A 24,425-nucleotide genomic window follows, 5' to 3' on the forward strand; every position below is an offset into this window, starting at 1 on the left:
GTATGATCATTCGCGCTAGTGGTGTTGATCGTTATGTATTTGAAACATACCTCGCCTCTTCGCGCACGGCTCAGGAATGGGTTCATGAAGCGCGGGCACGAGCAGCATGGTTTAATTTGGAGCTCTTGGCCGATTTTTTCCTCGTCTTTTATTTGGAAAAGCCAGAGATCGATCTGACGCAAGAATCCACTCCTTTTCATCATTGGATGATTCGTACGCTCATGAAGCAGTATTTTACACGCATGATTCATCCGCGGACAGTCGGGCAGGAAAGTGCGTCGTTCAAAACCGCAATCAAGGCCTTGCTGTGGCTGACAGAGACGTTTTCTGAGGAAGTGAAGCAGCGGGAGAAGGATCAACGGCCCTCTCCGCTCTTAACTGGCTTGAAAGACCAGCAAGGCCAGGAGGGAAGTCAACAAGCACAGCTTTCCGAGCTGCTGACAGAAAAACAAAAGGCCAAGCTTGAGTTAGTTGGTTATACGCTTCAACAGGGGAAGCGGGTCGTGGAAGACAAGCAAGAGGCTATGGACACTAAGCCGTTAGTGAGGGCAGAGGTAGTATCTTTGCAAAATCGGATAACGGAACTGCAAGAAGAAATGAAAGTCCACTTCACGAAACGGACCAAGCTCCTGCAAAAGGTCAAAAAACTGGAGAGTGACCTCGCTCAGAGGGAAAAGCAGCTAGATCGACTGCAAAAGCAAGAGAAAGAAGCGATCGCCGCTTTTGAAAAAGAGCTGGGACAATGGCTGGAGCAATCGTTAAAGGCGACGCTATCCACTGAAGAACTCGATACGCTTTTTGTTGAAGAGGTATTTGCGGCCAGTCAGCGTTTTGCTAACCGAAGCTGGGGCCATGAGCTAGGTAAGCTGCGCAGGCAAAGCTTTGAGCAGTATTTGAAATGGATTGAGAAATTGAAGCGCCATCCCGACCTAGTCGCTTTTCTGAGCGAGGTAGGTAGGCAAGTACATCGCTTCCGTGTAAAGCGCAAAGAAATTCGCTCCAGGCATTTTCCTGAGGAATACTATGATTTGCGGCAATCGAGCGATATTGCACACATGCTGCCTGGTGAAGCTGTGCTTCTCGCTGATCCGGACTTCGAGAACTACTTCATGCTCAAATGGCTGGATCAAAAGCTCATGACCTACGATACTGCGGGATGGGTAGAAGAACCGCCAAAAGGTCCGGTGATCTGCATGCTGGACACATCCCATTCGATGCGCGGAAGTAAGCTGCGGCTTGCGCAAATCTTCCTCATGACGTTTGCCGCCCTGTCGATGCTGGAAAAGCGTGATTTTATCCTCCTCTTGTTCGGGGCAAAAGGCGAAATTAGAGAGCAACCGCTCTATCACAAAAAGCCAGATTGGGCTGCCTTTTACGGCCTGGCGCAAATGGCATTTGGCGGTGGGACTCACTTCGACGCCCCGATGAAGCGAGCTATTGAGCTGGTGGAAAAGGAACAAGCGTGGCGTGGTGCAGATTTTGTCATGGTAACGGATGGAATTGGGGGCATTTCTCCTTATGTCCAAGAAAAACTAATCTCTTTGGGCCAGCATAAACAAGTTCGCTTGCACAGCTTGATTGTGGGTTCTGCGAGGCAGCATCTTGTTCAAGCGTATAATTTGCTGGGCGTTTCTCACCGTGTCAAATTTGCGACGAGCTGGGAAGCGGATGGGGAGGAGAATACAGGGCTACTCCTGGATGTATTTCAAACAGCTAAATAAGTGGTTCGACGTCACTTCCAAATCTCGTCTCCTCTCGTGGGACGGGATTTTTTAATGAAGCTTAAGAAAAAATTTATCTCTTACCCACTTTTTTCTTTAATGATTTGGCCTATGCTAAGCGTAGCTAGGCAAGGAAAATGGCAAAAGGAGGACACCATGAAGGAACTAATAAAGTTGGCCAAGCTTATACGAGGAGCTAATGTCTTGTTTTCAAATATTGCACAAAAAGAGCTGGAGACAAATGAAATCAATTGGCAACAAGTATTGATTCTCGAAATTCTTGGAAATGGGCCAAAAACAATGGGGGACATCAGCAAGGCTGTCGATTTGTCAAACAGCACAACTTCAGGCTTGATTAGTAGGCTTGAGGAGGAAAATTTGGTACGAAGATTCCGAGACCAAACGGATCGCCGAATCGTGTGGGTTTCACTGACGGAGAGATTATGCAGTGCATAAAAAAATCGGCTGAAAAAAGTGGATAGACCGCTCCTTCTCAGCCGATGCTCATGATCCCAATTAGCCAACTCTCGCTGCCATCGTACGTCCGAATTCAAGCTCATCGAATTTGTTCTGAACGACTTGACGATCGTATTCCCATAAGGCATCCTCCAGCGCATACTCCACCGGAACATCCCGAATAATCGTAGCGAGCTTTCTGCTCAAGTACACCTGATCGCGGTTCTCTTCCAGCTTTCCGCGCATTTTAGGCGTACAGCTTGCCAGATTTACATATAGGTTGTCCAGATCACCATGCTCAGTAATCAGTTTTGTCGCTGTTTTCTCACCAATTCCTGGACAGCCTGGGATACAGTCAGATGCATCTCCCATTAAAGCTTTGACATCAACGACCTGTTCAGGTGTAATTCCACGCAATGCCAAGAGGCTCGCTGGATTATAATGCTCATGTTTGCCACCATTTTTGAGGATTTTTACGCTGACTCGCTCAGATATCAACTGCAAGCTATCGTAATCACCTGTTGCAATGATGACCTCGTGTCCTTCTTCGGAAAGACGTGTAGAGAGCGTACCCAATACATCATCGCCTTCAAAGCCTGGGCAGCCCAAGTTCGGAACTGAGAACGCATCCGTTACTTCTTTTACCAAATCGAATTGTGGAATGAGCTCATCCGGTGCTGCTTGGCGATTTGATTTATAACCGTCATACCATTGACTGCGCACTAAGGACTCGCGCGAAGCGACATCCCAGCCGACCACGAGATGAGTAGGACGTGTCAACTCTGCGTAATCGAGCATCATTTTGGTAAATCCATAAACCGCATTTGTGTACACACCTGTTGAAGTCTGGCGATAGGCTCCACCCCAAGCAGAACCATAAAAGGCGCGAAATAAAAAGCTCATGCCATCGATGAGCAGTACTTTTCCTGAATTACTCACAAAACCTTGCCCCTCTCACTACCAAACTATACGCACCATTATAGCATAAAGGAGCGGGACAACCTTGTCAGATTTTACAACAGAAATATCGTGAGAAACGTGAATGTACTTTTGTTACGGTGGGATGATAGTACCACAAGAGGTCAACAACCACCTCTTGAATATAACTTCCGGTCTCAAAGCGAGAAGCAAAACGCAGACGGTTCAAACCCGTCCCGGGAGAAAAAAACGCGTCGGGAGGAATCAATCATGGCTAACAACAACTCTGGCAGCAACAACCTGGTAGTTCCTCAAGCGAACCAAGCTTTGGATCAACTGAAGTATGAGATTGCATCTGAATTCGGTGTAAATCTCGGACCAGACACTACTTCTCGCCAAAACGGTTCTGTTGGTGGAGAAATTACCAAGCGTCTGGTAAGCTTCGCAGAGCAACAATTGGCAGGTCGTCAAGTTTAACGTACTGACAAGTAAATAGCTGGATGAAGAGAGGTCCCTTTTTAGGGGCCTTTCTATGTTTCCCATGAATAGCCCTTTTCTTTCCTGTGTGGTGCAAACACACAAGCACATTCGCGGACTAGTCATATGGTGTAACGAACAGTTAACTATCCTCGTTTGTCCAGTGGAAAGGAGAGACGTCCGGCTATGAACAAAAAAGAAGTCAAGCAGCTTTTAAAAATGCATCCCGAATTTGAAGCGTGGGTCCTCGAAGATTCCATGCGGATTAGAGCGGTCAAAAGCAACCCCGGTATGGCGGAAGAATTGTTTAAAAGATGGAACGACCGCAAAAAAGGGATATTTGATTTTGAAGGCATCTCGCAAAAAACCAAACGTGCGAGCGAAATGCTGACAGGCGTGCAATCCATCATGGATATGATGTCGGATTATTCGAAGAAACAGTAAGAGTACATTTGGAATGATTGGAGAAGGCTAGCTCATTAGCCTTCTTTTTCTTTTTCCTTTCAGGGTGTGTTTTGTTATACTAGATAATGGGAGGGAGCATGTCTATGTTCAAATCAATGGTTAGTCTCATGTTGGTCTCAGCATTGACGCTCGTCTCTGGGACAAGTATATTCAGCCAGACAGTAGAAGGGGTTTACGCCCAAACAACGAAACAACAACCAGCAATCAGCGTAACGCCAGCCAAAACATATCCTGGGGACGTTATTTTTGTACGCAGTAAAGAGCCACAAACCGTAACGGTATTCTCTCAGAATTATCGTTTGCAAAAGACACAGGATGAGTATGCCCGGTTTATCCCAATTCCTTTTGACATGAAAGCAGGGACCTATAAAGTCACCTCTGCTGACAACAAGCATTCCGTAACGGTGACAATCGCACCGAAAAAATTCGAAGTAGACAAGCTCACGGTAAGTAAACAGCTCAACAAAATGCGACAGGATACGAAGCGAATCAATGCCGATCAAAAAAAGATCAATGCAGCCAGATCAAGCTCAAGTGCGATTCCGTATTTCTCTGAGCCGTTTCAACAGCCAGCAGTCGGAACATTAACGACTCCATTCGGCTACCAGCGCGTAGTAAATGGTGTACCAGCCAACCGGCACGCGGCGATTGACATCGCGAACAAAACAGGAACGCCAATTGGGGCGAGCAACCACGGGAAAGTGGTTCTGGCCGACTCTTTATACTTAACAGGCAATACGATCATCATCGATCACGGGTTAAATATTTTTTCCATATATGCTCACTTGTCCAAGCTAGATGTCAAGACAGGGCAAGAAGTGAAACAGGGACAGGTGATTGGACAAATAGGTAGCACCGGTTTTTCTACAGGTCCTCACCTTCATTACGGTATGTTAGTGGGTAATACGTATGTAAATCCGCAGCCGTTTTTTGATGCATCACCTTTCCTCTGGAAGTAATTTGGAGGTGTCTTCATGAGAGTCACAAATGTGCCAAGCAAAGTGCTCAACAACATGGTTCATTTCTTGGCGCCGTATGAACAGGCAGTTGAAGAGCTAAAGTTAAAACTAAAGGGAATTAAATACGGCTTTCAAAAAAGCGGCCGTTATTCTCCCATTGAATTTGTTGTCGGACGAGTGAAAAAAGTCGACAGTTTAGTAAAGAAGGCGAACGAAAAAGGAATCGACTTTTTGGGAGATCATTGGCAAAGTGACGTCGCCAAGGAAGTCCAGGATATCGCGGGCCTTCGAATCGTATGCCGCTATGTAGACGACGTGCGCGAGGTGCAGCAGTTGTTGCAGGAGCGGGAGGATATTGTCATTCACGATGTCAAAGACTATATAGCAGCTCCGAAGGAATCCGGCTACCGAAGTATTCACATGATCGTTTCGTATACGGTCTACCATGGCAGTGAAAAGAGAACACTTTTTTGTGAGATCCAAATCCGTACATTGGGAATGAACTTCTGGGCGACAAATGAACATGAACTGCGCTACAAATATGCGGGCAATATTCCGACAGACGTGTTGGAGCAGCTTCATGAAGCGTCTGTAATCACACATCAGCTCGACGTGTTGATGAACAATTTGCGCCAAGAGATTCTCACACCGGCAGAAGTTGATACGACATTGGAAGAAAAATTGGAAGAAATATTTTCTTTGTACGTTAAGCAGGATTTGGATTCCGCGGCAGCCTTGTACAGGGAACATGTCAGTGGTTTCGAAGAGGCTTTTGCGGACAATCCTAAGTTTAAAATGATTCACGATTTGTTGGGAATACGGTTGAAATAACGTCTTTTGTTGTCTACAGACTAAATGTAACCTGAAAAAACGCGACAAAGTAGGAAAGGATATAGACTAACATGCGCTTTTTACTAACGAACCTACTCGTTGTGGTGATGGTTTTGTTCAACCTAGGCATGCCTTCTGCTTTTGCCGAGGAGACATCAAGCCTGGAGCCTAACACTCTCACTGGACAATCAGCCATTCTGATTGATGCTACAACGGGACAAGTCTTGTTTGAAAAGAACCCTCATGAGAAGTTGTACCCTGCTAGTATTACGAAAATCGCAACAGGTATTTACGCGATTGAAAAAGGGAATCTGGATGACACTGTCACCGTCTCAAAAAAAGCACGTCGTGAAGAAGGAACACGTGTTTATTTGGAAGAGGGAGAAAAGATTTCCCTCCGCAATTTGTTGTACGGACTGCTCATGAATTCGGGTAACGACGCTGGTACAGCGATTGCGGAGCATATGAGCCAGACGACAGAGCGTTTTGCAGTGGACTTGAACGCCTATTTGAAAGAAAAAGTAGGTGTCACCGAAACGAATTTTAGCAATCCACACGGACTGCATGATCCGAATCATTACACGACTGTCGCTGACATGGCCAAAATTTCACGGTACGCGATGAAAAATCCCGTTTTCAGGGAAATTGTCGGTACAAAGCGCCTGCCTTGGCATGGGCAAACGTGGGAAACAGTGCTAGTGAATCATAACAAGCTCTTGCGCGATTACGAAGGGGCGACTGGCATCAAAAACGGTTTCACAGATCAAGCGATGCATACGCTGGTAGGCTCCGCCAAGAGGGGAGACATGGAGCTCATCGCTGTCACGATGAAGGCCTCTACGAGTGCAAATGCATACAAAGATGTAAAAAAGCTACTGGACTTTGGTTTTCAAGGATTTGAGACCAAACCAATCGCCAAAAAAGGCGATTCCTTTTCAGAAGCAGCTGTTCCGGGCAACAACTCGGCTGTGACTTATACAGCCAAGGAGGACTTGTATGCGACGGTTCCCAAAGGTGTGGAGCCTTTGGTAGAGCTAAAAGCAGATGGGAGCCTGTCTGTCCAGGCTGGCAAGCTAGCGATCTCTTATCCGTTGCTTCGTCATGATCCGCCAGCTCCAGCTCCTGTATTTGGGGATGCAGAAAGTGGCAACGCACATCCACTGGCCCGCTATAGCGTATTAATCGTCTGGTTAGGAATGAACCTTTTCTTAATCGTGTATACGTTTTCCCGTGTGCAGAGGAATAAACGAATTCGCGAGCGCAGTCTTCAACGGCGGTTCTACTAATACAAAAATGAGAATCCAAACAGGACGTGGTACTATGCGCGTCCTGTTTTTTTGTTAGGTCATCTCTTATTGAATTGTGAGGGATAGATGCCGTGTCCAATCGTGGAAAACGAGCGTACATTAGAGTAATAACTTATCTCTGGTGAGGGGGAGTGAGATGGACAACCGAATCTTTAATTGCCCTGCCGTGTCCGTCATCATCCCAATGAGTGACAACGCCAGGAATATGAAGAAACTGCTCACTTTTGTCAAAAGAATAGATCCACACACGGAAGTAATCGTCGTGTGCAACGGAGTCGGCTCCCAAGAAGCTATCCTGTCCAATGAATGGGGAGCACAAGTCATTTCAACGGATTTGGACGTAGACAGCCATGAGGCAAGAGTGATCGGCTCTGCTCACGCGAGGGGAGACGTTGTTCTTTTTATCGACGAGTACCTCGCCATGCCTCTCTTATACTTGAAGAAATATGTCACCCTGGTTAAAAAGGGATCGGATGTCATTATCACAACATGCCCTGACCATTGGGTAACGAAAAGAGGAAAACGTTCAGCACTCAGTGCCTATTGCCTGTTGAATCATCTTCTATGTCAAAAAAGCATGGGCTCGGCTTCCTTTGAAAATATTCCCTTTGCCTTGAGCAGAAATGCTCTGGAGGCACTTGGTTCCAAGAATTTATGCAATCCAGCAGTTGCGTTGGTTCTAGCGTCTGTCTTGGGGCTCAAAATAACGACAATCGCCCCGTTTGCCGCGGAAAAACAATCAACAGGCACTCGTGATATCCTGCGAAAAGACATCCGTACGATTTTTCGGGAGCATGCGAAGGCAATCCAGTTACTAACGGGTGGAACGAAGCTGCGAAGCGCAGAGCAGGATGGCCAACGACACCGCGACTTGGTGCTTTCATCGGACGTTTTGCATTTGCGCTCGGTCATTCATCTAGAATCGCGGGTTAAGGAGGGCGGTGGATGGGGTGGCAAACGCAAAGCGAAATATGCGAGATCCCACAAAAAAACGCAGAGAAGAGCACATTAATGACAAAGAAAAATGTCAGAATATAAATCGATTAAGTGTCATTCTCTGTGTTCACCACGAGCAGACGATCCAAAAAGTACTCAAACAAATTGAGAAGCTCCGGCCCATGGAAATCGTACTCGTTGTGGATGGTTGCCCAGATCAATCGGTGAAAAAGATACTGACTTATTCCACTTGTCCACTCACAGCGTTTGTGTATCCGTTTCCTTTAGGCGATGATGTATGGAGAGCAATTGGTGCCAAGGAGGCCACAGGAGATGTGTGGCTGTTTCTCGATGCGGCTCACGTCGTAGCTGCAAATGACATGCAGTCATTTGTCAGAACGTGTTACCAGGGAGCAGACATCGTCTTGAGAAAGCCCATGACACCACTTCGACAACAACCATCAATGGAACCGGATACCGTTTTGCTAGCGAAGACATTTCTCAATACCTTGGTTTCACGGCATGAACTTGGAACCTCCTCGATGTACGATTTACCTTTTGCCATGACGCGACAAGCTGCCTCTATCATCGGCGTTCAACATTTGGTCGTACCTGCCGTTGCGCACGCCATTGCTCTGCATAATCAATTGCGAGTCGTGCCATCTCCTTACATTGCCTCAGCAAAGCTTACAAAAAAAAGAGCGACACAAAGAAAGAATAGACCGAGCGTTAACTGGACGATCCTGGGAGATCACCTGGAAGCAATGGATTATGTAATGTCCCTCAAATGAATGAAACCGTTGTCGAGGCGATGCCATCTATGGGTATCGCTTATTCATTATTCTCAAAAGGCAAACGCGCCATCATAAGTAGCTGGAATCATTTGATCTCTTGACTTTGCATTGTTCGGTTTTTGTAGTACGATAGGCAAGTAGGTCATTTTTTCTTGATAAAGGAGCAAACAGATTATGAGTATTCATATTGGAGCACAGCAAGGTCAAATTGCTGAAACCATCCTACTGCCGGGCGATCCGCTACGGGCCAAATACATTGCTGAAACTTTCCTCGAAGGAGCGGAGTGCTACAACAACGTGCGTGGCATGCTCGGCTTCACAGGTACATACAAAGGTAAGCGCGTTTCTGTACAAGGAACGGGCATGGGAGTTCCTTCTATCTCGATCTACGCCAATGAGCTCATGCAATCATATGGCGTTCAAAACCTGATCCGCGTAGGTACTTGTGGCGCGATCCAGGAAGACATCAAAGTACGTGATGTGATTATTGGTATGGCTGCATCATCCGATTCCCAAACGAATCGTCTCCTGCTTAATCAGGTTGATTTTGCTCCTACTGCTAACTTTGATTTGCTGCACAAAGCGTATCAAGCAGCGACAGAGCGCAATCTGTCTGTTAAAGTGGGCAATATCTTTACGAGCGACAGCTTCTATCGCGAGAACTTAGATTTGTACAAAAAATTGGCTTCCTATCAAGTGCTTGCTGTTGAAATGGAATCTTCCGCGCTGTACACATTGGCTGCAAAATACAAGCGCAACGCATTGTCTATTCTCACCGTAAGTGATCACATCCTGACCGGTGAAGAAACTTCCGCGGACGAGCGCCAAACAACCTTCAATGAAATGATTGAAGTGGCGCTGGAAGCAGCTCTGATCAAGTAAATTAGCATGCAGACGACATCCCACTGGCAAACTATCGTCAGTGGGATTTTATGTAGAGGATAGAAGAAGGGGATGGAATCATGAAACATAACTGCCCTGCCTTTTTTGAAACGGCATTTGACGAAGGGTATACGCAAGAGCAGGATGGCTATTTATATCGGTTTTTCCGCCAAGATATGGGCAAGCTTCAGATAAAAACAGGAAAAATTGTGGCGAACGATCCGTTTGTCATGTTTGAAACGGAACCGTTTGTGGAGGTTTTCCCAAAGGGGAGCTTCACCGTACAGCTTGCTATCGCGCAGGTTCAATCCCAGTCAAAGGAAGAACAAACGGCTGACTCTCTGGAGCCAGATGAACGGGTAGCATTGGCACGGATTGTGTTCTCAGAGAAACCTGTCGTGTCTTGGAAAATGGCTGTTTGGCCGGAGTCAGATGTGTCACAGCTTGGCGAAGGTGAATTTTTTGGCTACGGTGTGGATGCGGGCACAGGCTCGTTCATGGATGCAGAAGCTTGCGCGCTTTTGGAACGAGAAATGGAGAAGGACGAGCTGTTCTTTGAGACGTTGACGAAGAAAATGGATCAAACGTATAAACATACGCGGAGTTGGGGGCTAATAGATTTAGCGGAAGGCTGTAATGTTGCCATGTTTTCAACAGGTTGGGGAGACGGCAGCTACGCGAGCTATATCGGTTATGATGCCGAGGGACAAATCGCACGTTTGGTGACAGATTTTTACTTGCTGGATTGGATGGGAACGGCTGCTGAAGAATAGAAGTCGGGGTAACAGGGAAGGAAGAGAGAAGAAAAGCTTATACACGCCAAAGTAGAGTGCCTCCAGTGGCACTCTTTTTATTGGTTATTTTTTCTTATTTCGTTCGAGGTACTGTGCCAGGTTATTTAAAGTATTTTCGTACGATCTTTTTTTCAGTGTAGTGGTGATCGTTTTGGATTTTGGGATTACTTTGGTCATTTGGGACCTCCGGGCGTTTTTTAGTTATAGTGACCTTAATTATACTATATATAAATTTACAATAAATGTAAACAGTATTTTTTACTTTTAATGAATTTTTTTATTCTAGTGAAAATACGTTGTCTTATTCGATGATGGATGGTTCAGACAGCAGTTTTGTTGCTGCTTGTTAATGTGCTTACAGTGAAACTGACAAACATATTGGAATCGCTCCTGATTATTAATCAGGTTTTTTATAAGAGCAAATTTCCGTGCATGTATGATGTCGTATGGCAGTGACAGATGAGAAAAAGCTAATTATTTTGCAGCATCATTCAATTAGATCCATGCACGAACAAGTTTATAACAATAAAATTTATAAACAGGTGAGTACCCCTCTCAGAAATTATGCATTTCATTTTGAGTCCGATAATATATATTATGTAAACTCATAAAAAGAGCAAGTTGGACAATAACTAAAGGCTTTAAGTTCCGATTGTCTAGTGACACAATCATGTATACCAAAGTGACACAAACATGTATACTAACAGTTCTTTGTGGTTACTGTGACACAAACATGTATACTAAATTTGGATCATTGGTATACTTGTTTGTGTCACAGTTTTAATGATTGTTTACGGACACGAGTGCCTGACGACACCAACATACCGCTATAACATACGTGATTATTGCATATAAATACATTGGAGGGTCTTAAAGCCCACAAGTACAAATGTAGAGGCACAATGTACAGGTTCTTCTCCTAGTGAATGATTCATTTTGTTTTCAGTTCATGAAATGTAGTTTTCATGAACTGAAATGAAACAAAAAAAGAACCTTCTTTTTTTACAGAGCACTGCAAAAGTCCATTTTTTTCAGAACAACATATCAGTCAAAGAAAAACGAGCGTCTAGAATCGCTTCTAAGGCTCGTTTCACGTTTAGGGAGACATATTTGTACCCCCTAAAATCTTTGGTTTTTCAAAAAACACGACTTTTGCAGCAGTCTCTTTTTTATGGGTTCTTTTTTTGTTTGTCAATTTACTTTATTAAATTCATGTTATTGTTTTTCTAAAAAGTTTTCATTCATTTTTCAATAAGTACTTTTTGAGATTTATATGATACGGAGATTTTCTTCTGTAATGTGAGTCCCATTGATCTACTATTCCTCCACCTGAAATATCCTCCCATACTCCCTCCCAATGCATCTGTAACAGGATATTTTCCTTGTGGTTATGAATAAGAAAATCTAATGGATGAACCAATTCCTTCAGATCTCCTAAAAACTCAATTAATCCTATTTTGTTTATTTTAAACTTATAATAGTGTAGCGGAATTGCAAATTGCTTTCCAAGGATCTGTGCTCGAAATACCCTTTTTAGCATATTATTCACAAAATTTCGTTCTATAGTATCCCATGGAATTCGGCTATCCCTTGTTGTTTCAAAAAGTTGATCATATAGCCATAATTGCCACAGTTGGCTGGGTGTTTCTATATGCTCTTGCCCTTCCACTGTTAATAAAAATAATCCAGGAAAGCTTTCTGGAGTAAGTTGGTATTTTTTTGTCAAAGCTCGGAAAAGTTCTGATTCCTCGTCCGTTAAATTCTTTAATAAGTTACCTCTTCTGTCCATAAGATTTTGAAAATATGCCTTTTGAGCAGCCTTTTTTTGTTTAACTTTCTCTTGTTCTTGTTGTTTAGCTAGCTCTTCTTCTGCATGTTTGCTTTCCACATAACCGGTTAGATGGTTTCTAAATTTCTCTTCTTGTTGTTCATAAAAATCGTTTAGTTCTTGAATCCATAAAGTTAAAGGACTCTCCTGTGATTGAAGCTCTCTGATTGCCCCGGGGCCCTTTTCCGGTTGAATTAAAACTGCGGATAAGTTACTTGTTATGAATACATCAGGACTAACATCAAAGTTGAAACCGTTAAACTTATATAGAAAACGTTCATGTAGTATTACTTTTTTCGTTATGGTATCTAAGTAAAACACACGTTGGTTATCTTGGTAGATTGCATTTTCTAACGGGGATTTTTTCTCCTTGTTTCTGTGTAATACAGAGATCCCTAGCATCCAAAATGCTTTAATTCCAGCTGATTTATATAAATTGTTTCTCTTACTCCAAACGTCTTTAGAGATTGGGGAGCATTGAAATTCAATTGCCCATTTTTCACCATTTGGATGGATAACGATTACATCACTACGTTGTTCGGTTTCTTTAACACGATATTCCAACTCTACTTGCGATTTAGGATACAATTCTTTCAAATGTTTATACAGTAGATACTTTCCATTTTGATGCTCTATTGTTTCGTTTTCGCCGTATTTATCATCTAAACAGTTTTCTTTTGATTTATGCTTGAAATGTGGGCGAACACTATCTGTTTGAGACCAATATCGTACTTCCTCATGGCAAACTGGGCACATCAATTCCCCACTTTTAGCTAGTGGCTGTAGTTCATCTTTCGATTGTTCTAAGGTACATACACGATACCCTGCAATCGTTCGAGCAACAAACATATCTTCACCTGCTCTCAACCGCGTAATTAAAGTTTGGTTATTGCCCTACTATTTACATTTCAATGACCAACAATCGATACAAGACTTCTCCATATGATTAGTGAAGCTAGGATAAGTCCCATTATATTCTGCTGTATTTTTCTCTATGATTCTGATTCAAATATGGCTTATACACACTTTTTATAGTTCTTTTTTTCTCTGCTTCAATTAAATTATCGATTAGCTCGTTATACAAAAGAGTTCCTTTTAATACTTTTGTTGGTAATGGATAAAAACCAACCCAAGGAAAATGATACCGCATATGCCAGCTGTTTTCATCCACGTACTTTGAAAAAGTCTGTCCGTGAATAGATACAAAGAACGTGTTGAGAACAAGTACAATTGTACATTTCCGGTTTACTCTTACATTGCAGAACTCTTTTGCAGATCTTATTGATGTATTTTCGAACAAACAATGTTTCTCATACCAAACGGAATAGAGGTTTAGATCATCATACATGATTTTATAATCACCTATGCTTTCAATGAAGATGGGCCTAAGAATACTTGCTATTTGATAGTACATGAGATTGCTCCTTATTAGATTCTTGTTATCAGTCCTTTCCAATAAAAGCTCACTTTAAAATAGAAGATGTGGAATGCATATATGTGCTGTCTCCTCCCCGTTGTCACGTTAGTACTTATTTCCTCTTTAGGCGGAGGACTAGAAGAGCAAAACAAGCATTACATTAAAATAAAAAAAGGCAGCCGTTAGAAGGCTGCCTCAGATAAGAGTAAAAACTCAATTAAGGGTGATATAATTCCGTTCTAAGTTTACTGTTTTGAAGTAGCTATGCTCAAAATCAAAAAAGACATAATTTATGACTTGGTTATTCATGCTACTTCTAAATCTAATTCCATGAATGCCAACAAATTTTGCACATTGGGAAAGGAAGTTAGGGACTAAATATTCTAGATTTGTCGCTGTTTGTTTAGTATAACTACAGAATCGTACGAGTGGTGAATCGACCTCAACAAGATCTAATACATCTAAAGGAGTTTGTAATCTCCACGTTACCACATCAACACATGATGTACTCGAAACTTTCAATTCTTCGATGGCAGTTTCTTTACTATCACAAGTATATAACTCTCCTTGTCCCCAAACATTAAATCTTCCATGCCCAGCTAATCCAAACGGAGCTTCAAACATTTCAATGTCCGAAAAAGGTAATTCACGCTTGCGTTCCCGAGCTCGATATATGGTCAAATCTGTAGCTGTAAAACGTTTAGAATGTTCTATCTGTTCCAATATTCGTTTTCCTACTTCATGCTCTAAACCCAACATCGGATATTTTACCAAATGATCATAGAAGGAAAAGATCTCATCACTCGTAATATTTGAAACTACATCAATGACACCGAGAGTACTAGGAACATCCCCCAAAGGAATACTAACTTTTGATTCAGTACTCTCGATATGACAACTTTTTTCATACTCATCATTCTCATCAATTTTTAGTTTATAGGGTTCTGGTAATGTGGCCAGGGCATCTCTTACTTTATCTTCTTCTTCATCTGTTAAATTAAATGCCCAGTTATCCCTTAGAGACTTCCAGCGTTCTATATTATTTACGATCTCTGATAATCCATTTCCACTCAAGGATAGTAGTTTATCCATACGCTGTTGCTGCTGAGCAATCGCGTTTAAGGGTGAATTCTGTATGTGACGAGTATATCCAGTTGCACCTAATAGTCTTTCCATGTCTAGTTGCTGCTGAGCAATCGCGTTTAAGGGTGAATTCTGTATGTGACGAGTATATCCAGTTGCACCTAATAGTCTTTCCATGTCTAGTTGCTGCTGAGCAATCGCGTTTAAGGGTGAATTCTGTATGTGACGAGTATATCCAGTTGCACCTAATAGTCTTTCCGTGTCTAGTTGCTGCTGAGCAATCGCGTTTAAGGGTGAATTCTGTATGTGACGAGTATATCCAGTTGCACCTAATAGTCTTTCCGTATCTAGTTGCTGCTGAGCAATCGCGTTTAAGGGTGAATTCTGTATGTGACGAATATATCCAGTTGCACCTAATAGTCTTTCCGTGTCTAGTTGCCACTGAGAAATGGCGCTAACGGGTGTATTTTGTATGAACCTAGCCATACTCTGTTGTTGCGCAACTCCTCTTAGGCCTAGATCTATGAGTTTTTGCATATTCTCTTGTTGCTGAACTAATGCACTTACGCCAACTTTTTTTTTGACTTTGCTACGGTTCGGTTGTTTCTGTACTACTGAAGCTTTGCTTTGGAAGTTCTCGTCTGATTCTTGTTTTGTTGTTTCTCCGTTGTCATTCTCTTCGTCACCTTGGGCGGTGTGCTCTAAATTAATATGACTTGTAGTAATATCTTTGCGTTTCAATACTTGTACCCCTCCCGAGAGTTAAATTTACCAAATATATGGATCTTAATAAAATTCAATCAGTCTTTTTATGTATGTAATTTAATCTTACACAATTTATTTAATCGTTATCAAGGTTTGGCTCAGTCCTTATTAGTGCCCTTCAAGTACCATCAATGATATAATAAACTGAAAATGGTCAACCAGTAAAAACTGGCTGACCTAATAATACTAGCGTTAGAAATAGATAATATAAGCGAATACAAGTAAGACGTAAACCAAATTTATTTAAAAATTATTATGATCGCCTGGTAAATGGCAGAGGAATGAGCAAACGGAAAGCAATTGGACATGTTTGTGGAAAGATTGCTCAAGTAATGTACTCCTGTTTAAAAAATAACGCTATGTACGACCCATACGTTCATGCCAAGCAATTAGGGGTTTCCTGGGGTGAGACGGAAGTCAACGTAATTAAATTACCTGACAATATTGATGAACTTGAAAACGATGCTTCTGAAATGGCTGAGGAAATAGATTCCTAACCGTTTGATGTAGAAAAGGAGTAGTTACTAATGTATAAGATTCTTATTGATACTTGTGTTTGGCTTGATCTCGCGAAGGATTATCAGCAACAAACAATTTTGACTGCTCTTGAAGAATTAATTCAACAGGGAGAAGTAGAGCTGATTCTGCCACGTATCATTGTTGATGAATTTGCGCGCAACAAAGATCGTGTCATTGAGCAGAATAGCCGCAGTATGTCTAGTACTTTGAAACGAGTAAAGGATGTAGTGGAGAAATTTGGCGATCCACAACAAAAAGACATTGTAATTTCACAGCTAAACGACGTTGATCATCGGCTTCCTATTTTGGGTGAGGCTGCCGTAGATACGGTTAGCCGGATAGAAAGGTTATTTACTAACACACCAATAATTGGAATTTCGGACGCAGTGAAGATTCGTGCAGCACAGCGAGCTATCGATAAACGCGCTCCCTTTCACAGACAACGTAATGGAATTGACGATGCTATTCTGATTGAAGTATACACAGATGTGCTCGAAGAAGAAGAGTTGGCTGGAAATCGGTTTGCCTTTATCTCTCATAACACTAATGACTTTAGTCACCCGACAGCAAGTAAAAAGTTACCTCACCCAGATATTGAGGCTTGTTTTTCACGGGCTAAATCGTTTTATTTTATAGCCTTAAGTGAAGCTCTACGACATATTCTTCCAGATCAATTTGATGACATTATGACTGAACAATATTGGGGTGAAGAACCGAGGCGGCTGACTGAAATAATCGAAGCTATGGATGAACTTGTTACCAAAGTTTGGTACAACCGACATCAGATTACGCGAGAAAAAATTGAAGCAGGAATTATTCAAATTGTCGAGAAAGAGAGCTTTCCCATTAAAGATCATGCTACTCGACCGATCCAACGTAACATCTGGGAAGGGGCACTTAGAGCGGCTGAGAGGGTCGAAGAAAGATTTGGTTTAGACACCTTAGGTCCATGGGATGACTTTGAGTGGGGAATGATTAACGGCAAGCTTTCTGCATTACGATGGGTTCTTGGTGATGACTGGGATATGTTGGATACATAACACTTGAATTTACTAAAAGCAAACCTAAGAAGGCTGCACTAACCGGTTCAATGGTTAAACAAGCACAACGGATAGCTGCAAAAATCTGTTGTGCTTATTTGTTTTTTCGTATCCCCTACACGTACTTAAAAATACAAAAATGATCACACGTTATCTAAAATTCGGTATTATAACAAGGTAAAAATTCGAGGTCCTAATCTCATAAGCAGTACACTACATTGTAGACTGTAAAGCTTGATATTACGGGGATTAAAAGATTGAAAATTGACAGCCTTATAATTTTAAGTATTAGACTTGACCAAAAATCAAACAGCAGCGGACTAAGGCCTGAAAAATAAAGTCTTAGACTGCTGCTATTATCATTGAACTATCCTTCTTGCGTGAGTTTGGAAAACGACAGGGGTTAAACAGCTTCGTCTTATCAATGTTATTACTTAATCTGTACCCGGGTTACATTGTAAAATGAGGGAGACGAAGCCAATTTATTAACAAATATGAAGTGGTAAAATACCAAAGTTTAAAAATTTTAATGAATTGTTCGTCAGTAGGCAATTGGTTGTTCTTCCACCATTCATCAATAATCTTCTTACAATCAATATCGCCCTGATTATTTACACCAGTAATGCTTACAATTTCACCACTACTATGACGAGAATATGCACCTAATAAATTTGAAGCGTTAAAAATACCGAAGAAGTATTTTCTCCAAGAGCTTTTATTAACTTGTGTATCAAGTGAATAAACTAATTGATTAATCATGGGTTTTGTAGATTTGCGATCATATTCATCTTTATTTCTTTGTATATCATTTGTAATAACTTCTAAAATGTTGCTTAATCTCTTTATGAAATCAGGTTGAAGAAAACTAGTTATGTTAGCCCACTCGTATAAAACTACACTGATTTCCTTTTTTACGATTGCACCTTTAAATAAATAGCTCGAATCCAAAATATTATCTCTAGTTATAGTAACCGTATCAAAAGCTGAAATGTTATACGAATTGAAAAGTTCATTCATCTGTATTGACCATAAATATTCTTGAAATGGATTTACTTCCATGTATTTTTTGTGGCCATTGTTACGTATATAATTTGCATATTTTAGGGCAATTGAGTCGTTAATGTATAAATCATGCGATTTTAGCATATTTTCTATGTCACTTATTGCTAAGTGTTCACCTTTTTTTGTAATTTCTCTAGTAATTGGATAATTCCAAAAGTCTCTAAGCTTATTCAATGCTTCGTAGTAACTCAAAAAAACTCGATGCAAAGAAAAGAAATTACTCTCGCCCATTTCTGCTATGAAACCATTTAATTGTTTATGATTGATCCAAAACAATCGTTCAGGTTTAGTGTCATATCCACCTTCAACATTTTCTGATTCGTCGCATTCATATTCCATATAAAAACTTTCTAACGAAGGTAAAGTACGAAGTCTTGTATCAACAATAAGTCCGAAGTCATGCATAAAATTCCTCCATCAACATATATTGAATACCTAACTCATAACATTATAATCGAATACAAGAATTTTAGCTCTGCCCCCATGATTCCATCAGGGAATCCCAGAAAGTTCACTACTTCTGTTGTGAGGGTCAATTGACATCCCCGTTCATTTCCTTCGATCACAAGTGGATTCATATTCGCTCGGGCAAGATAAATAGCAGCAGTTAGACCAGCAAGGCCTGTATCGCGGACAACAACTTTATTCAGATTTCCCTTCCTGATTGGTTTAGTAAAATACCCCTCATTAGAGAGGGGTATGAATGTAATTACTTTTTCCACGAACCGAATTCAATGGATACAGGACCAGAAGAAGGTGTACAGCATAAGGAAATATCTCGTTGTTCCCCGGCCGATTCAAACTCAGAATCCGCCTTTGTATAGAAGATCTCCCACGCATTACCGTCTGGATCATATACCCACACTTTATCTTGGATTGCATAACAGCACGTGGTACCCATTTCGTCAATTGTCAGTAGATTTGCCTTGCGCAGGCGTTCTCCCATTGCTAAGACATCCTCCGTATTATCCACTTGAAAACCAAGATGGTTTAGCACGCCTTTCTTTTCAAATGGTCGTACATTTAAGGAGAAATGCAAAGCCGGAGAATCTAGCTCAAATTTAGCGTAGTTGTCTTTTACTTTAGTCGGTTCAGCATTGAAAAAAATACGATAGAAGTTCAGAGAGGCTTCCAAGTGGCTGCAATTCACAGCTACATGCATCCGTTTGATCACATTTATCCCTCCAACTATTTACTTTCTTTTACGAACTGCTCCATTCGGTTTTTGATGGCGTCACGGACCGTCCGGAAGCTATTCATAATTTCTTCTTCCGAGCCGGTTGCTTTCGCTGGATCGTCAAAGCCCCAATGCCACTTCACTACATTTTTGTTAGGGATCACTGGACAATGCTCATCAGCGTGACCACACAGAGTAATCACATAATCCGCACCTCCCAAAATTTCAGGGTCGATCACATCAGAAGTGTGGTTGCTGATGTCTACACCAGCCTCTTTCATTACCTGAACAGCTTTTGGGTTCAGACCATGCGCTTCGAGACCAGCGCTTTTCACTTCGTAACGCTCTCCCCCCAACGCTTTTAAAAAGCCATCTGCCATCTGGCTGCGGCAAGAGTTCCCCGTGCAAAGGAAATAGATAAGTGGTTTTTTCTCCATGTTGTTCAGTCTCCTTTATTACGAATAGTCGTAGATGTTAAACGATGATTTGTAGCCACAGATATAGCCCAACAAGCGTGATAAACAACGTTGGAATTGTCAGGATGATTCCTGTTTTGAAGTATTGTCCCCACGTAATCGTAACGTTCTTACGGGACAACACATGCAGCCATAGCAATGTTGCGAGTGAACCGATAGGAGTAATTTTAGGCCCCAAATCACTTCCGATCACGTTTGCATAAATTAACGCCTCTCGAATAATACCAGAGGTATTCGTTCCTTGGATGGCCAAAGCGTCAATCATTACGGTTGGCATGTTGTTCATGATCGAGGAAAGGATCGCAGACAGGAATCCCATGCCTACTGTTGCTATAAACAACCCTTGGTCCGCAAGCGCTTGAATCAATTGTCCAAGCATGTCAGTCAATCCAACATTACGCAGGCCGTAAACAACGACATACATCCCGATGGAGAAGACCACTACTGCCCATGGTGCATCTTTGATGATTTTCCTAGTCTCAATACCTTTACTGCTCCGTGCAGCCACGATAAAGATAATGGCTGCAATCCCTGCTGTGACAGATACCGGGATGGCTACGACTTCATTCATCAAGTATCCAATCAGAAGAATACCTAAAATGATCCAGGAGAGACGGAAGAGACGAACATCTTTTATCGCTTCATGAGGTTGTTTTAACGCATCCAAATCATATTGTTTGGGAATATCGTTTTTGAAATAAAGATACAACACAAGTAAGCTTGCACCCAGCGCAAAAAAGTTGGGTACAATCATACGGGTAGCATACTCAACAAAACCGATATTAAAAAAGTCCGCGGAGACAATGTTGACAAGATTGCTAACGATCAATGGCAACGAAGTAGTGTCCGCAATAAATCCACTGGCCATAATGAACGGCAAAATCATTTTATCCGGGAACTTCAGTGCTCTCACTTGTGCAAGAACAATTGGTGTCAGTATGAGTGCCGCGCCATCATTTGCAAAAAAGGCTGCAACTGCTGCTCCCAATAGAACGACATAGACGAACATCCGGCGACCATTTCCTTTAGCCAACCGAGCCATATGCAAGGCAGACCATTCAAAAAATCCGATTTCGTCCAAGATCAGCGATATCAAAATAATGGCGACAAACGCCAGCGTTGCATTCCAAACAATTCCCGTTACCGTCACAACGTCAGCAAAACTGACAACACCAAAAACTAAGGCTAGGATAGCACCACCTGTTGCCGACCAGCCAATGTTAAGTCCTTTCGGTTGCCAGATGACAAAGGTCAATGTCACAGCAAAGATCAGAAAGGCAATCCATACAGAAAACATGCTCTCTCTCCTTTCGCTATTCGCAGGTTACGAGGAGTCCCTGTGCCGCCAACTTCTCGAACTCCTCTGAGTAATCGGGGAGATTCCCTAAAGCGAAGCGAAGTTGTTCTAAACGCTCTTGATTCAGAGTGTAGATGACCCACTGTCCTCTTCTGGATTCAATGACTAAATCTGCACTTTTTAACTTACTCATGTGCTTAGACACGGCAGGCTGCGAAATGCCAAAAATGGGAACTAGTTCACAAACACAGCAACTTCGATGGTTTAATAAACTAATTATTTTTAACCGGGTAGGGTCCGCAAGTGCTTTTAATGCGTTGACCATTTGCTTTGTGTCCATGTCTATTTTTTACCTCCTCTCCATTCATCAACAATAACCTTATACTATTATAACCATATGGTTATTTAAATATGTCGATTGTAAAGATTTCAGTCCCTTCTTCTTTCTATTCAACGTTACAGCTTCTTCATAATTTGCAATAGATCTGAGAAATTCGCATTAGCAATACGTATAATACTCTAATTATGTCAGGAAGGTTCCTCGACCTTAATCAATCGATTTAATAAAGCTGTTGTGGTGTTAATCCCATTTTAAAGAGTTGGAATAATTCGGCTTACTTATTTTGTAGTAGCGTAGTTGCTGTTTGGCATGTTGTATCTTTTCTCTCCTTTTAGGATCTCTTCTGCTCTTTACAGTTTGAAAAGGGCATATTTGCTCACTGATAATTTTTATTTTGTCAGGAATTGCTTCAGAATGAATCTCATATACCTTTTGTTCACCGAACGGAAGAACGAGAAAAAACGGTGACAGGTATTCGTATGAAAACGGTGGCAACTGTAACATTATGAATTTAGTCATAAGCTTTTTAGCTATAGATAACCACGTCCAGAAAAGGGAGATGGAAACATGAGCAATGCTCCGTCCCAGTACCCACTTTAACGAAGCTCTACTTTCATTGCTAATATCTTCTACTTGTGATCTCCATAAATCCACTACATCCTCAAAAAACTCTGAGTACAAGGTAAACGGAAATTGAACAAATCGATGATCAACCGTTTTAGGGCGTTTGTATCTAGCCGTGACATGTCTTGGCGATTGGAAGCCTTGGACAAATGATCTCCAATGTACATAAGCAAACGCATAAGGACATTTAGGGGCTGCATTGTCACCAAGAAAATAACGTTCTATGCAAGTTTTGTGTTTCATTAGTACGGTTTTACGGAGATTTCTTGCGATAGAAGAAATTAGCTGATTATACGAAAGGAATAAGTCCTCTTGTTGTACACGCAATCGACTTTTTCCCAATGAATACTCACCGATATGGGGATAACTTTTCTTGGAATATGTCATATTTTCATATTTCTCTTGATCCCCTTTAATCATACTAATTTTTGGGGTAGTTATCTGAGATATATACCGTTTTGGTGTCTTGCTGTTTTCATTAGTAAGAAAACTTAATACTCCATCAAACAGAGTTGGAGATTGATGTAATCCCTTTTCTGTAAACAAATAGATAGATTCCATCTTCTTACTGTTGTAATTAACTTCGGATAACCAAGTTTTTACCTTGTTACAGCGAATAGCATCATCTGTCCCCCATTCCTTATAAAAAAAACGAGCAGCGCTTTCTTGTAGATAAAAATGGCCACATTTGCACACATAAGGGGATAGAAATCCATCATCAGTCATTTCGTATGTATAGATTTGACTACAATTCGGGCATGCGAAATGTAGTGGAGATAAGTGAAAGGGGCAGTAGTGTAGGAACCTCCATTGATGGAATATGCTATGGTAGCCTGTTTTAAGACATGCTTCACAAATGGCGAGATCTTCGCGGAGAAAAAAAGTAGTACGATGCCTTTCTAATAACGGTGATAAGAGTTGGTTTATTATTTTTTGATGGAAAGAAACCATATCAAAGCCTAGCACATCTTGAACTGTATGTGAATCAAAGCCTGCTAAAGTTATCAGATTTCGATGGCAACTCCCAATTCCTGCCTTCAGACTTTTTACCCGGTCCGTTCCGAGTATTTTCAATACTTCTCTGGCTGTTAATGTATTGGCGAATTTGAACTTTTCAAGAATAGACCAGGATGATTCATACGGCCGTATCCAATTTTTTCTCCATGTGTAGGGATTCATCAGCTTTTTATGGACCTCACTTTCTGATGAAATTGATATGTCATAAGGATTCATCAAATTCTACTGCCGGAATGCGAAGCTCAGCATGAATATAACCACTGGCGTATATCGCTTCTTCCCACAATGCCTTCGTTACCCAACCAATATTCCGACCGTTTGCTCCGAACTCTAAGAGAGCGTATTCAATCGTGGTTATTAAATATTGCATAGGGATCTCAAAGGTTCCTCGGATTTTAGCTTGCTGGCGCAAAGAAGAGAAAACATCAAATAGTTCCTCGGAACAATCTTGAAGCCGATTTCCCACCGCATAGGCTTCTGGGAAGAAATACCGCGTGTATGACCATCCTGATCCTTTTGGAAACTCTGCAAGCTGATCAAAACCACTAAGACAAATGCTTAAATCTTCTTTGGTTTTAATTCCTGTAAAACGATGCTCATGTACCATGAAACGACCAATAATCTGGTGTCTTTTGGTTTCCATGAACAGAGTCCTACGGTGTAACAATTCTTCTTGTCCCACTAATATCACTGTCATTGCAATTCGATTCTGGTCAAGTTCATTGTAAATATCCATTAGCCAACCATAGTTGAGTTCATGCAAACATTGCGCTTCATCAATAAACATGACAATCCTCTTATGTCTGGATGTGTCCCCTTTTTCTGCTAGGAATTTGGCTAAACGATCCCTTTTGATACTGGGTTTTCCGGAAAATGGGACTCCATGACCAACATCTTTTAACAGTGTTTCAAAGAAAACACCTTCATTGGCAAGCTTCGTATGTAAAGTGCGAATGTGGAATACGGGTAAATCATTCCCAAATTCGTTTGGCAAAATTCGTAATAGATATTCAATCGCACGTGTTTTTCCTAAGCGTGGTCGACCGTAAATAATCCCTCCTGGTGAACGGTATTTAATCCATTTTGAAATAGCTTGAAACATTCGTAAAACTTCATTTGTTGGGATAATGTAGGACTGTTCTTCAATTGGATGCGTTCCAGTAGGCACATGAGGTCGAGGCTGCTCTAGGAGGTTCTCAAAGGATATCTGTTCGTAATGATCTTTGGACACCGAGTACTC

At 41.7% G+C, this 24,425-nt stretch carries 24 protein-coding genes and 1 pseudogene; 13 read left to right on the forward strand and 12 right to left on the reverse strand.

Translation table 11 applies throughout. The features are described 5' to 3' along the window. Window positions 1-2: 2 nt before the first annotated feature. Window positions 3-1,721, forward strand: coding sequence for a VWA domain-containing protein (locus E8L90_RS08190; RefSeq protein WP_137028819.1), 1,719 nt, complete (start codon window positions 3-5; stop codon window positions 1,719-1,721). A gap of 156 nt (window positions 1,722-1,877) precedes the next feature. Further along, window positions 1,878-2,177 (forward strand): MarR family transcriptional regulator, encoded by a 300-nt coding sequence (locus E8L90_RS08195; protein ID WP_069844930.1) that lies wholly within the window; start codon window positions 1,878-1,880, stop codon window positions 2,175-2,177. Window positions 2,178-2,237: 60 nt separating this feature from the next. Here the strand turns inward: E8L90_RS08195 and E8L90_RS08200 are convergent, their stop codons facing one another. Further along, the gene (locus E8L90_RS08200) at window positions 2,238-3,116 is read right to left on the reverse strand and encodes a 5'-3' exonuclease (protein ID WP_137028821.1); all 879 of its coding nucleotides are present in this window, start codon (window positions 3,114-3,116) and stop codon (window positions 2,238-2,240) included. 249 nt (window positions 3,117-3,365) lie between these two features. On the opposite strand from E8L90_RS08200, the gene E8L90_RS08205 reads away from it, so the two are divergent. From E8L90_RS08205 to E8L90_RS08245, 9 genes are all read left to right on the forward strand, one after another. Continuing rightward, window positions 3,366-3,572 carry an alpha/beta-type small acid-soluble spore protein gene (locus tag E8L90_RS08205; RefSeq protein ID WP_015891328.1) on the forward strand — a complete coding sequence of 69 codons (207 nt, stop codon included), beginning with the start codon at window positions 3,366-3,368 and terminating at the stop codon, window positions 3,570-3,572. 186 nt (window positions 3,573-3,758) lie between these two features. Beyond that, window positions 3,759-4,016 carry a hypothetical protein gene (locus tag E8L90_RS08210; RefSeq protein WP_137028823.1) on the forward strand — a complete coding sequence of 86 codons (258 nt, stop codon included), beginning with the start codon at window positions 3,759-3,761 and terminating at the stop codon, window positions 4,014-4,016. 104 nt (window positions 4,017-4,120) lie between these two features. Then, window positions 4,121-4,996, forward strand: coding sequence for a M23 family metallopeptidase (locus E8L90_RS08215; RefSeq protein ID WP_137028825.1), 876 nt, complete (start codon window positions 4,121-4,123; stop codon window positions 4,994-4,996). Window positions 4,997-5,011: 15 nt separating this feature from the next. Then, window positions 5,012-5,827, forward strand: coding sequence for a GTP pyrophosphokinase (locus tag E8L90_RS08220; RefSeq protein ID WP_137028826.1), 816 nt, complete (start codon window positions 5,012-5,014; stop codon window positions 5,825-5,827). 71 nt (window positions 5,828-5,898) lie between these two features. Further along, a complete protein-coding gene (locus E8L90_RS08225; RefSeq protein ID WP_137028828.1) occupies window positions 5,899-7,113 on the forward strand; it encodes a D-alanyl-D-alanine carboxypeptidase family protein in 1,215 nt (404 codons plus the stop codon). Between the two features lie 157 nt (window positions 7,114-7,270). Then, complete coding sequence (locus E8L90_RS08230) at window positions 7,271-8,146, forward strand: glycosyltransferase (protein ID WP_137028830.1); 876 nt, start codon at window positions 7,271-7,273, stop codon at window positions 8,144-8,146. Then, complete coding sequence (locus tag E8L90_RS08235; protein WP_137028831.1) at window positions 8,106-8,861, forward strand: glycosyltransferase family A protein; 756 nt, start codon at window positions 8,106-8,108, stop codon at window positions 8,859-8,861. Before E8L90_RS08230 ends, E8L90_RS08235 begins: the two co-directional genes overlap by 41 nt. A 177-nt stretch (window positions 8,862-9,038) precedes the next feature. Next, window positions 9,039-9,746, forward strand: coding sequence for a purine-nucleoside phosphorylase (deoD, locus tag E8L90_RS08240; RefSeq protein ID WP_137028833.1), 708 nt, complete (start codon window positions 9,039-9,041; stop codon window positions 9,744-9,746). An 80-nt stretch (window positions 9,747-9,826) separates the two neighbouring features. Beyond that, complete coding sequence (locus tag E8L90_RS08245; RefSeq protein WP_137028835.1) at window positions 9,827-10,519, forward strand: DUF4241 domain-containing protein; 693 nt, start codon at window positions 9,827-9,829, stop codon at window positions 10,517-10,519. 1,258 nt (window positions 10,520-11,777) lie between these two features. Here E8L90_RS08245 and E8L90_RS08250 read toward each other — a convergent pair. The 3 genes from E8L90_RS08250 to E8L90_RS08260 all read right to left on the reverse strand — a co-directional run bounded on the left by E8L90_RS08250 (window position 11,778) and on the right by E8L90_RS08260 (window position 15,609). Continuing rightward, complete coding sequence (locus tag E8L90_RS08250) at window positions 11,778-13,217, reverse strand: competence protein CoiA (protein ID WP_162309066.1); 1,440 nt, start codon at window positions 13,215-13,217, stop codon at window positions 11,778-11,780. A 121-nt stretch (window positions 13,218-13,338) separates the two neighbouring features. Then, window positions 13,339-13,782, reverse strand: coding sequence for a hypothetical protein (locus E8L90_RS08255; RefSeq protein WP_137028838.1), 444 nt, complete (start codon window positions 13,780-13,782; stop codon window positions 13,339-13,341). A 216-nt stretch (window positions 13,783-13,998) separates the two neighbouring features. Next, window positions 13,999-15,609: an RES family NAD+ phosphorylase gene (locus E8L90_RS08260; RefSeq protein ID WP_137028840.1), complete on the reverse strand. Its 1,611-nt coding sequence runs from the start codon at window positions 15,607-15,609 to the stop codon at window positions 13,999-14,001. A 305-nt stretch (window positions 15,610-15,914) separates the two neighbouring features. Between E8L90_RS08260 and E8L90_RS08265 the strand changes: the two genes are divergently transcribed. Next, window positions 15,915-16,130 (forward strand): hypothetical protein, encoded by a 216-nt coding sequence (locus tag E8L90_RS08265; protein ID WP_137028842.1) that lies wholly within the window; start codon window positions 15,915-15,917, stop codon window positions 16,128-16,130. 30 nt (window positions 16,131-16,160) lie between these two features. Then, window positions 16,161-17,192, forward strand: a complete 1,032-nt coding sequence (locus E8L90_RS08270; RefSeq protein WP_137028844.1) for a PIN domain-containing protein — start codon at window positions 16,161-16,163, stop codon at window positions 17,190-17,192. A gap of 450 nt (window positions 17,193-17,642) precedes the next feature. Here E8L90_RS08270 and E8L90_RS08275 read toward each other — a convergent pair whose 3' ends face one another. The 8 genes and pseudogenes from E8L90_RS08275 to E8L90_RS08310 all read right to left on the reverse strand — a co-directional run bounded on the left by E8L90_RS08275 (window position 17,643) and on the right by E8L90_RS08310 (window position 24,416). Continuing rightward, window positions 17,643-18,659 (reverse strand): hypothetical protein, encoded by a 1,017-nt coding sequence (locus E8L90_RS08275; RefSeq protein WP_137028845.1) that lies wholly within the window; start codon window positions 18,657-18,659, stop codon window positions 17,643-17,645. 65 nt (window positions 18,660-18,724) lie between these two features. Continuing rightward, a pseudogene (locus E8L90_RS30690) lies at window positions 18,725-18,904 on the reverse strand (thioredoxin-disulfide reductase); the annotation flags it as partial. A gap of 59 nt (window positions 18,905-18,963) precedes the next feature. Beyond that, the gene (locus E8L90_RS08285; RefSeq protein ID WP_425267127.1) at window positions 18,964-19,425 is read right to left on the reverse strand and encodes an ArsI/CadI family heavy metal resistance metalloenzyme; all 462 of its coding nucleotides are present in this window, start codon (window positions 19,423-19,425) and stop codon (window positions 18,964-18,966) included. Window positions 19,426-19,442: 17 nt separating this feature from the next. Then, window positions 19,443-19,868 carry an arsenate reductase (thioredoxin) gene (gene arsC / locus E8L90_RS08290; protein ID WP_137028849.1) on the reverse strand — a complete coding sequence of 142 codons (426 nt, stop codon included), beginning with the start codon at window positions 19,866-19,868 and terminating at the stop codon, window positions 19,443-19,445. 37 nt (window positions 19,869-19,905) lie between these two features. Beyond that, window positions 19,906-21,204 (reverse strand): arsenic transporter, encoded by a 1,299-nt coding sequence (locus E8L90_RS08295; RefSeq protein ID WP_137028851.1) that lies wholly within the window; start codon window positions 21,202-21,204, stop codon window positions 19,906-19,908. 16 nt (window positions 21,205-21,220) lie between these two features. After that, window positions 21,221-21,544 (reverse strand): ArsR/SmtB family transcription factor, encoded by a 324-nt coding sequence (locus E8L90_RS08300; RefSeq protein WP_056487403.1) that lies wholly within the window; start codon window positions 21,542-21,544, stop codon window positions 21,221-21,223. Window positions 21,545-21,784: 240 nt separating this feature from the next. Continuing rightward, window positions 21,785-23,401 (reverse strand): hypothetical protein, encoded by a 1,617-nt coding sequence (locus E8L90_RS08305; protein ID WP_137028852.1) that lies wholly within the window; start codon window positions 23,399-23,401, stop codon window positions 21,785-21,787. Further along, entirely contained in the window at window positions 23,388-24,416 is a 1,029-nt protein-coding gene (locus E8L90_RS08310; protein ID WP_244297180.1) for an ATP-binding protein, read from the reverse strand. Before E8L90_RS08310 ends, E8L90_RS08305 begins: the two co-directional genes overlap by 14 nt. Window positions 24,417-24,425: the final 9 nt, after the last annotated feature.

It is taken from the genome of Brevibacillus antibioticus (assembly GCF_005217615.1).
GTDB lineage: Bacteria > Bacillota > Bacilli > Brevibacillales > Brevibacillaceae > Brevibacillus > Brevibacillus antibioticus.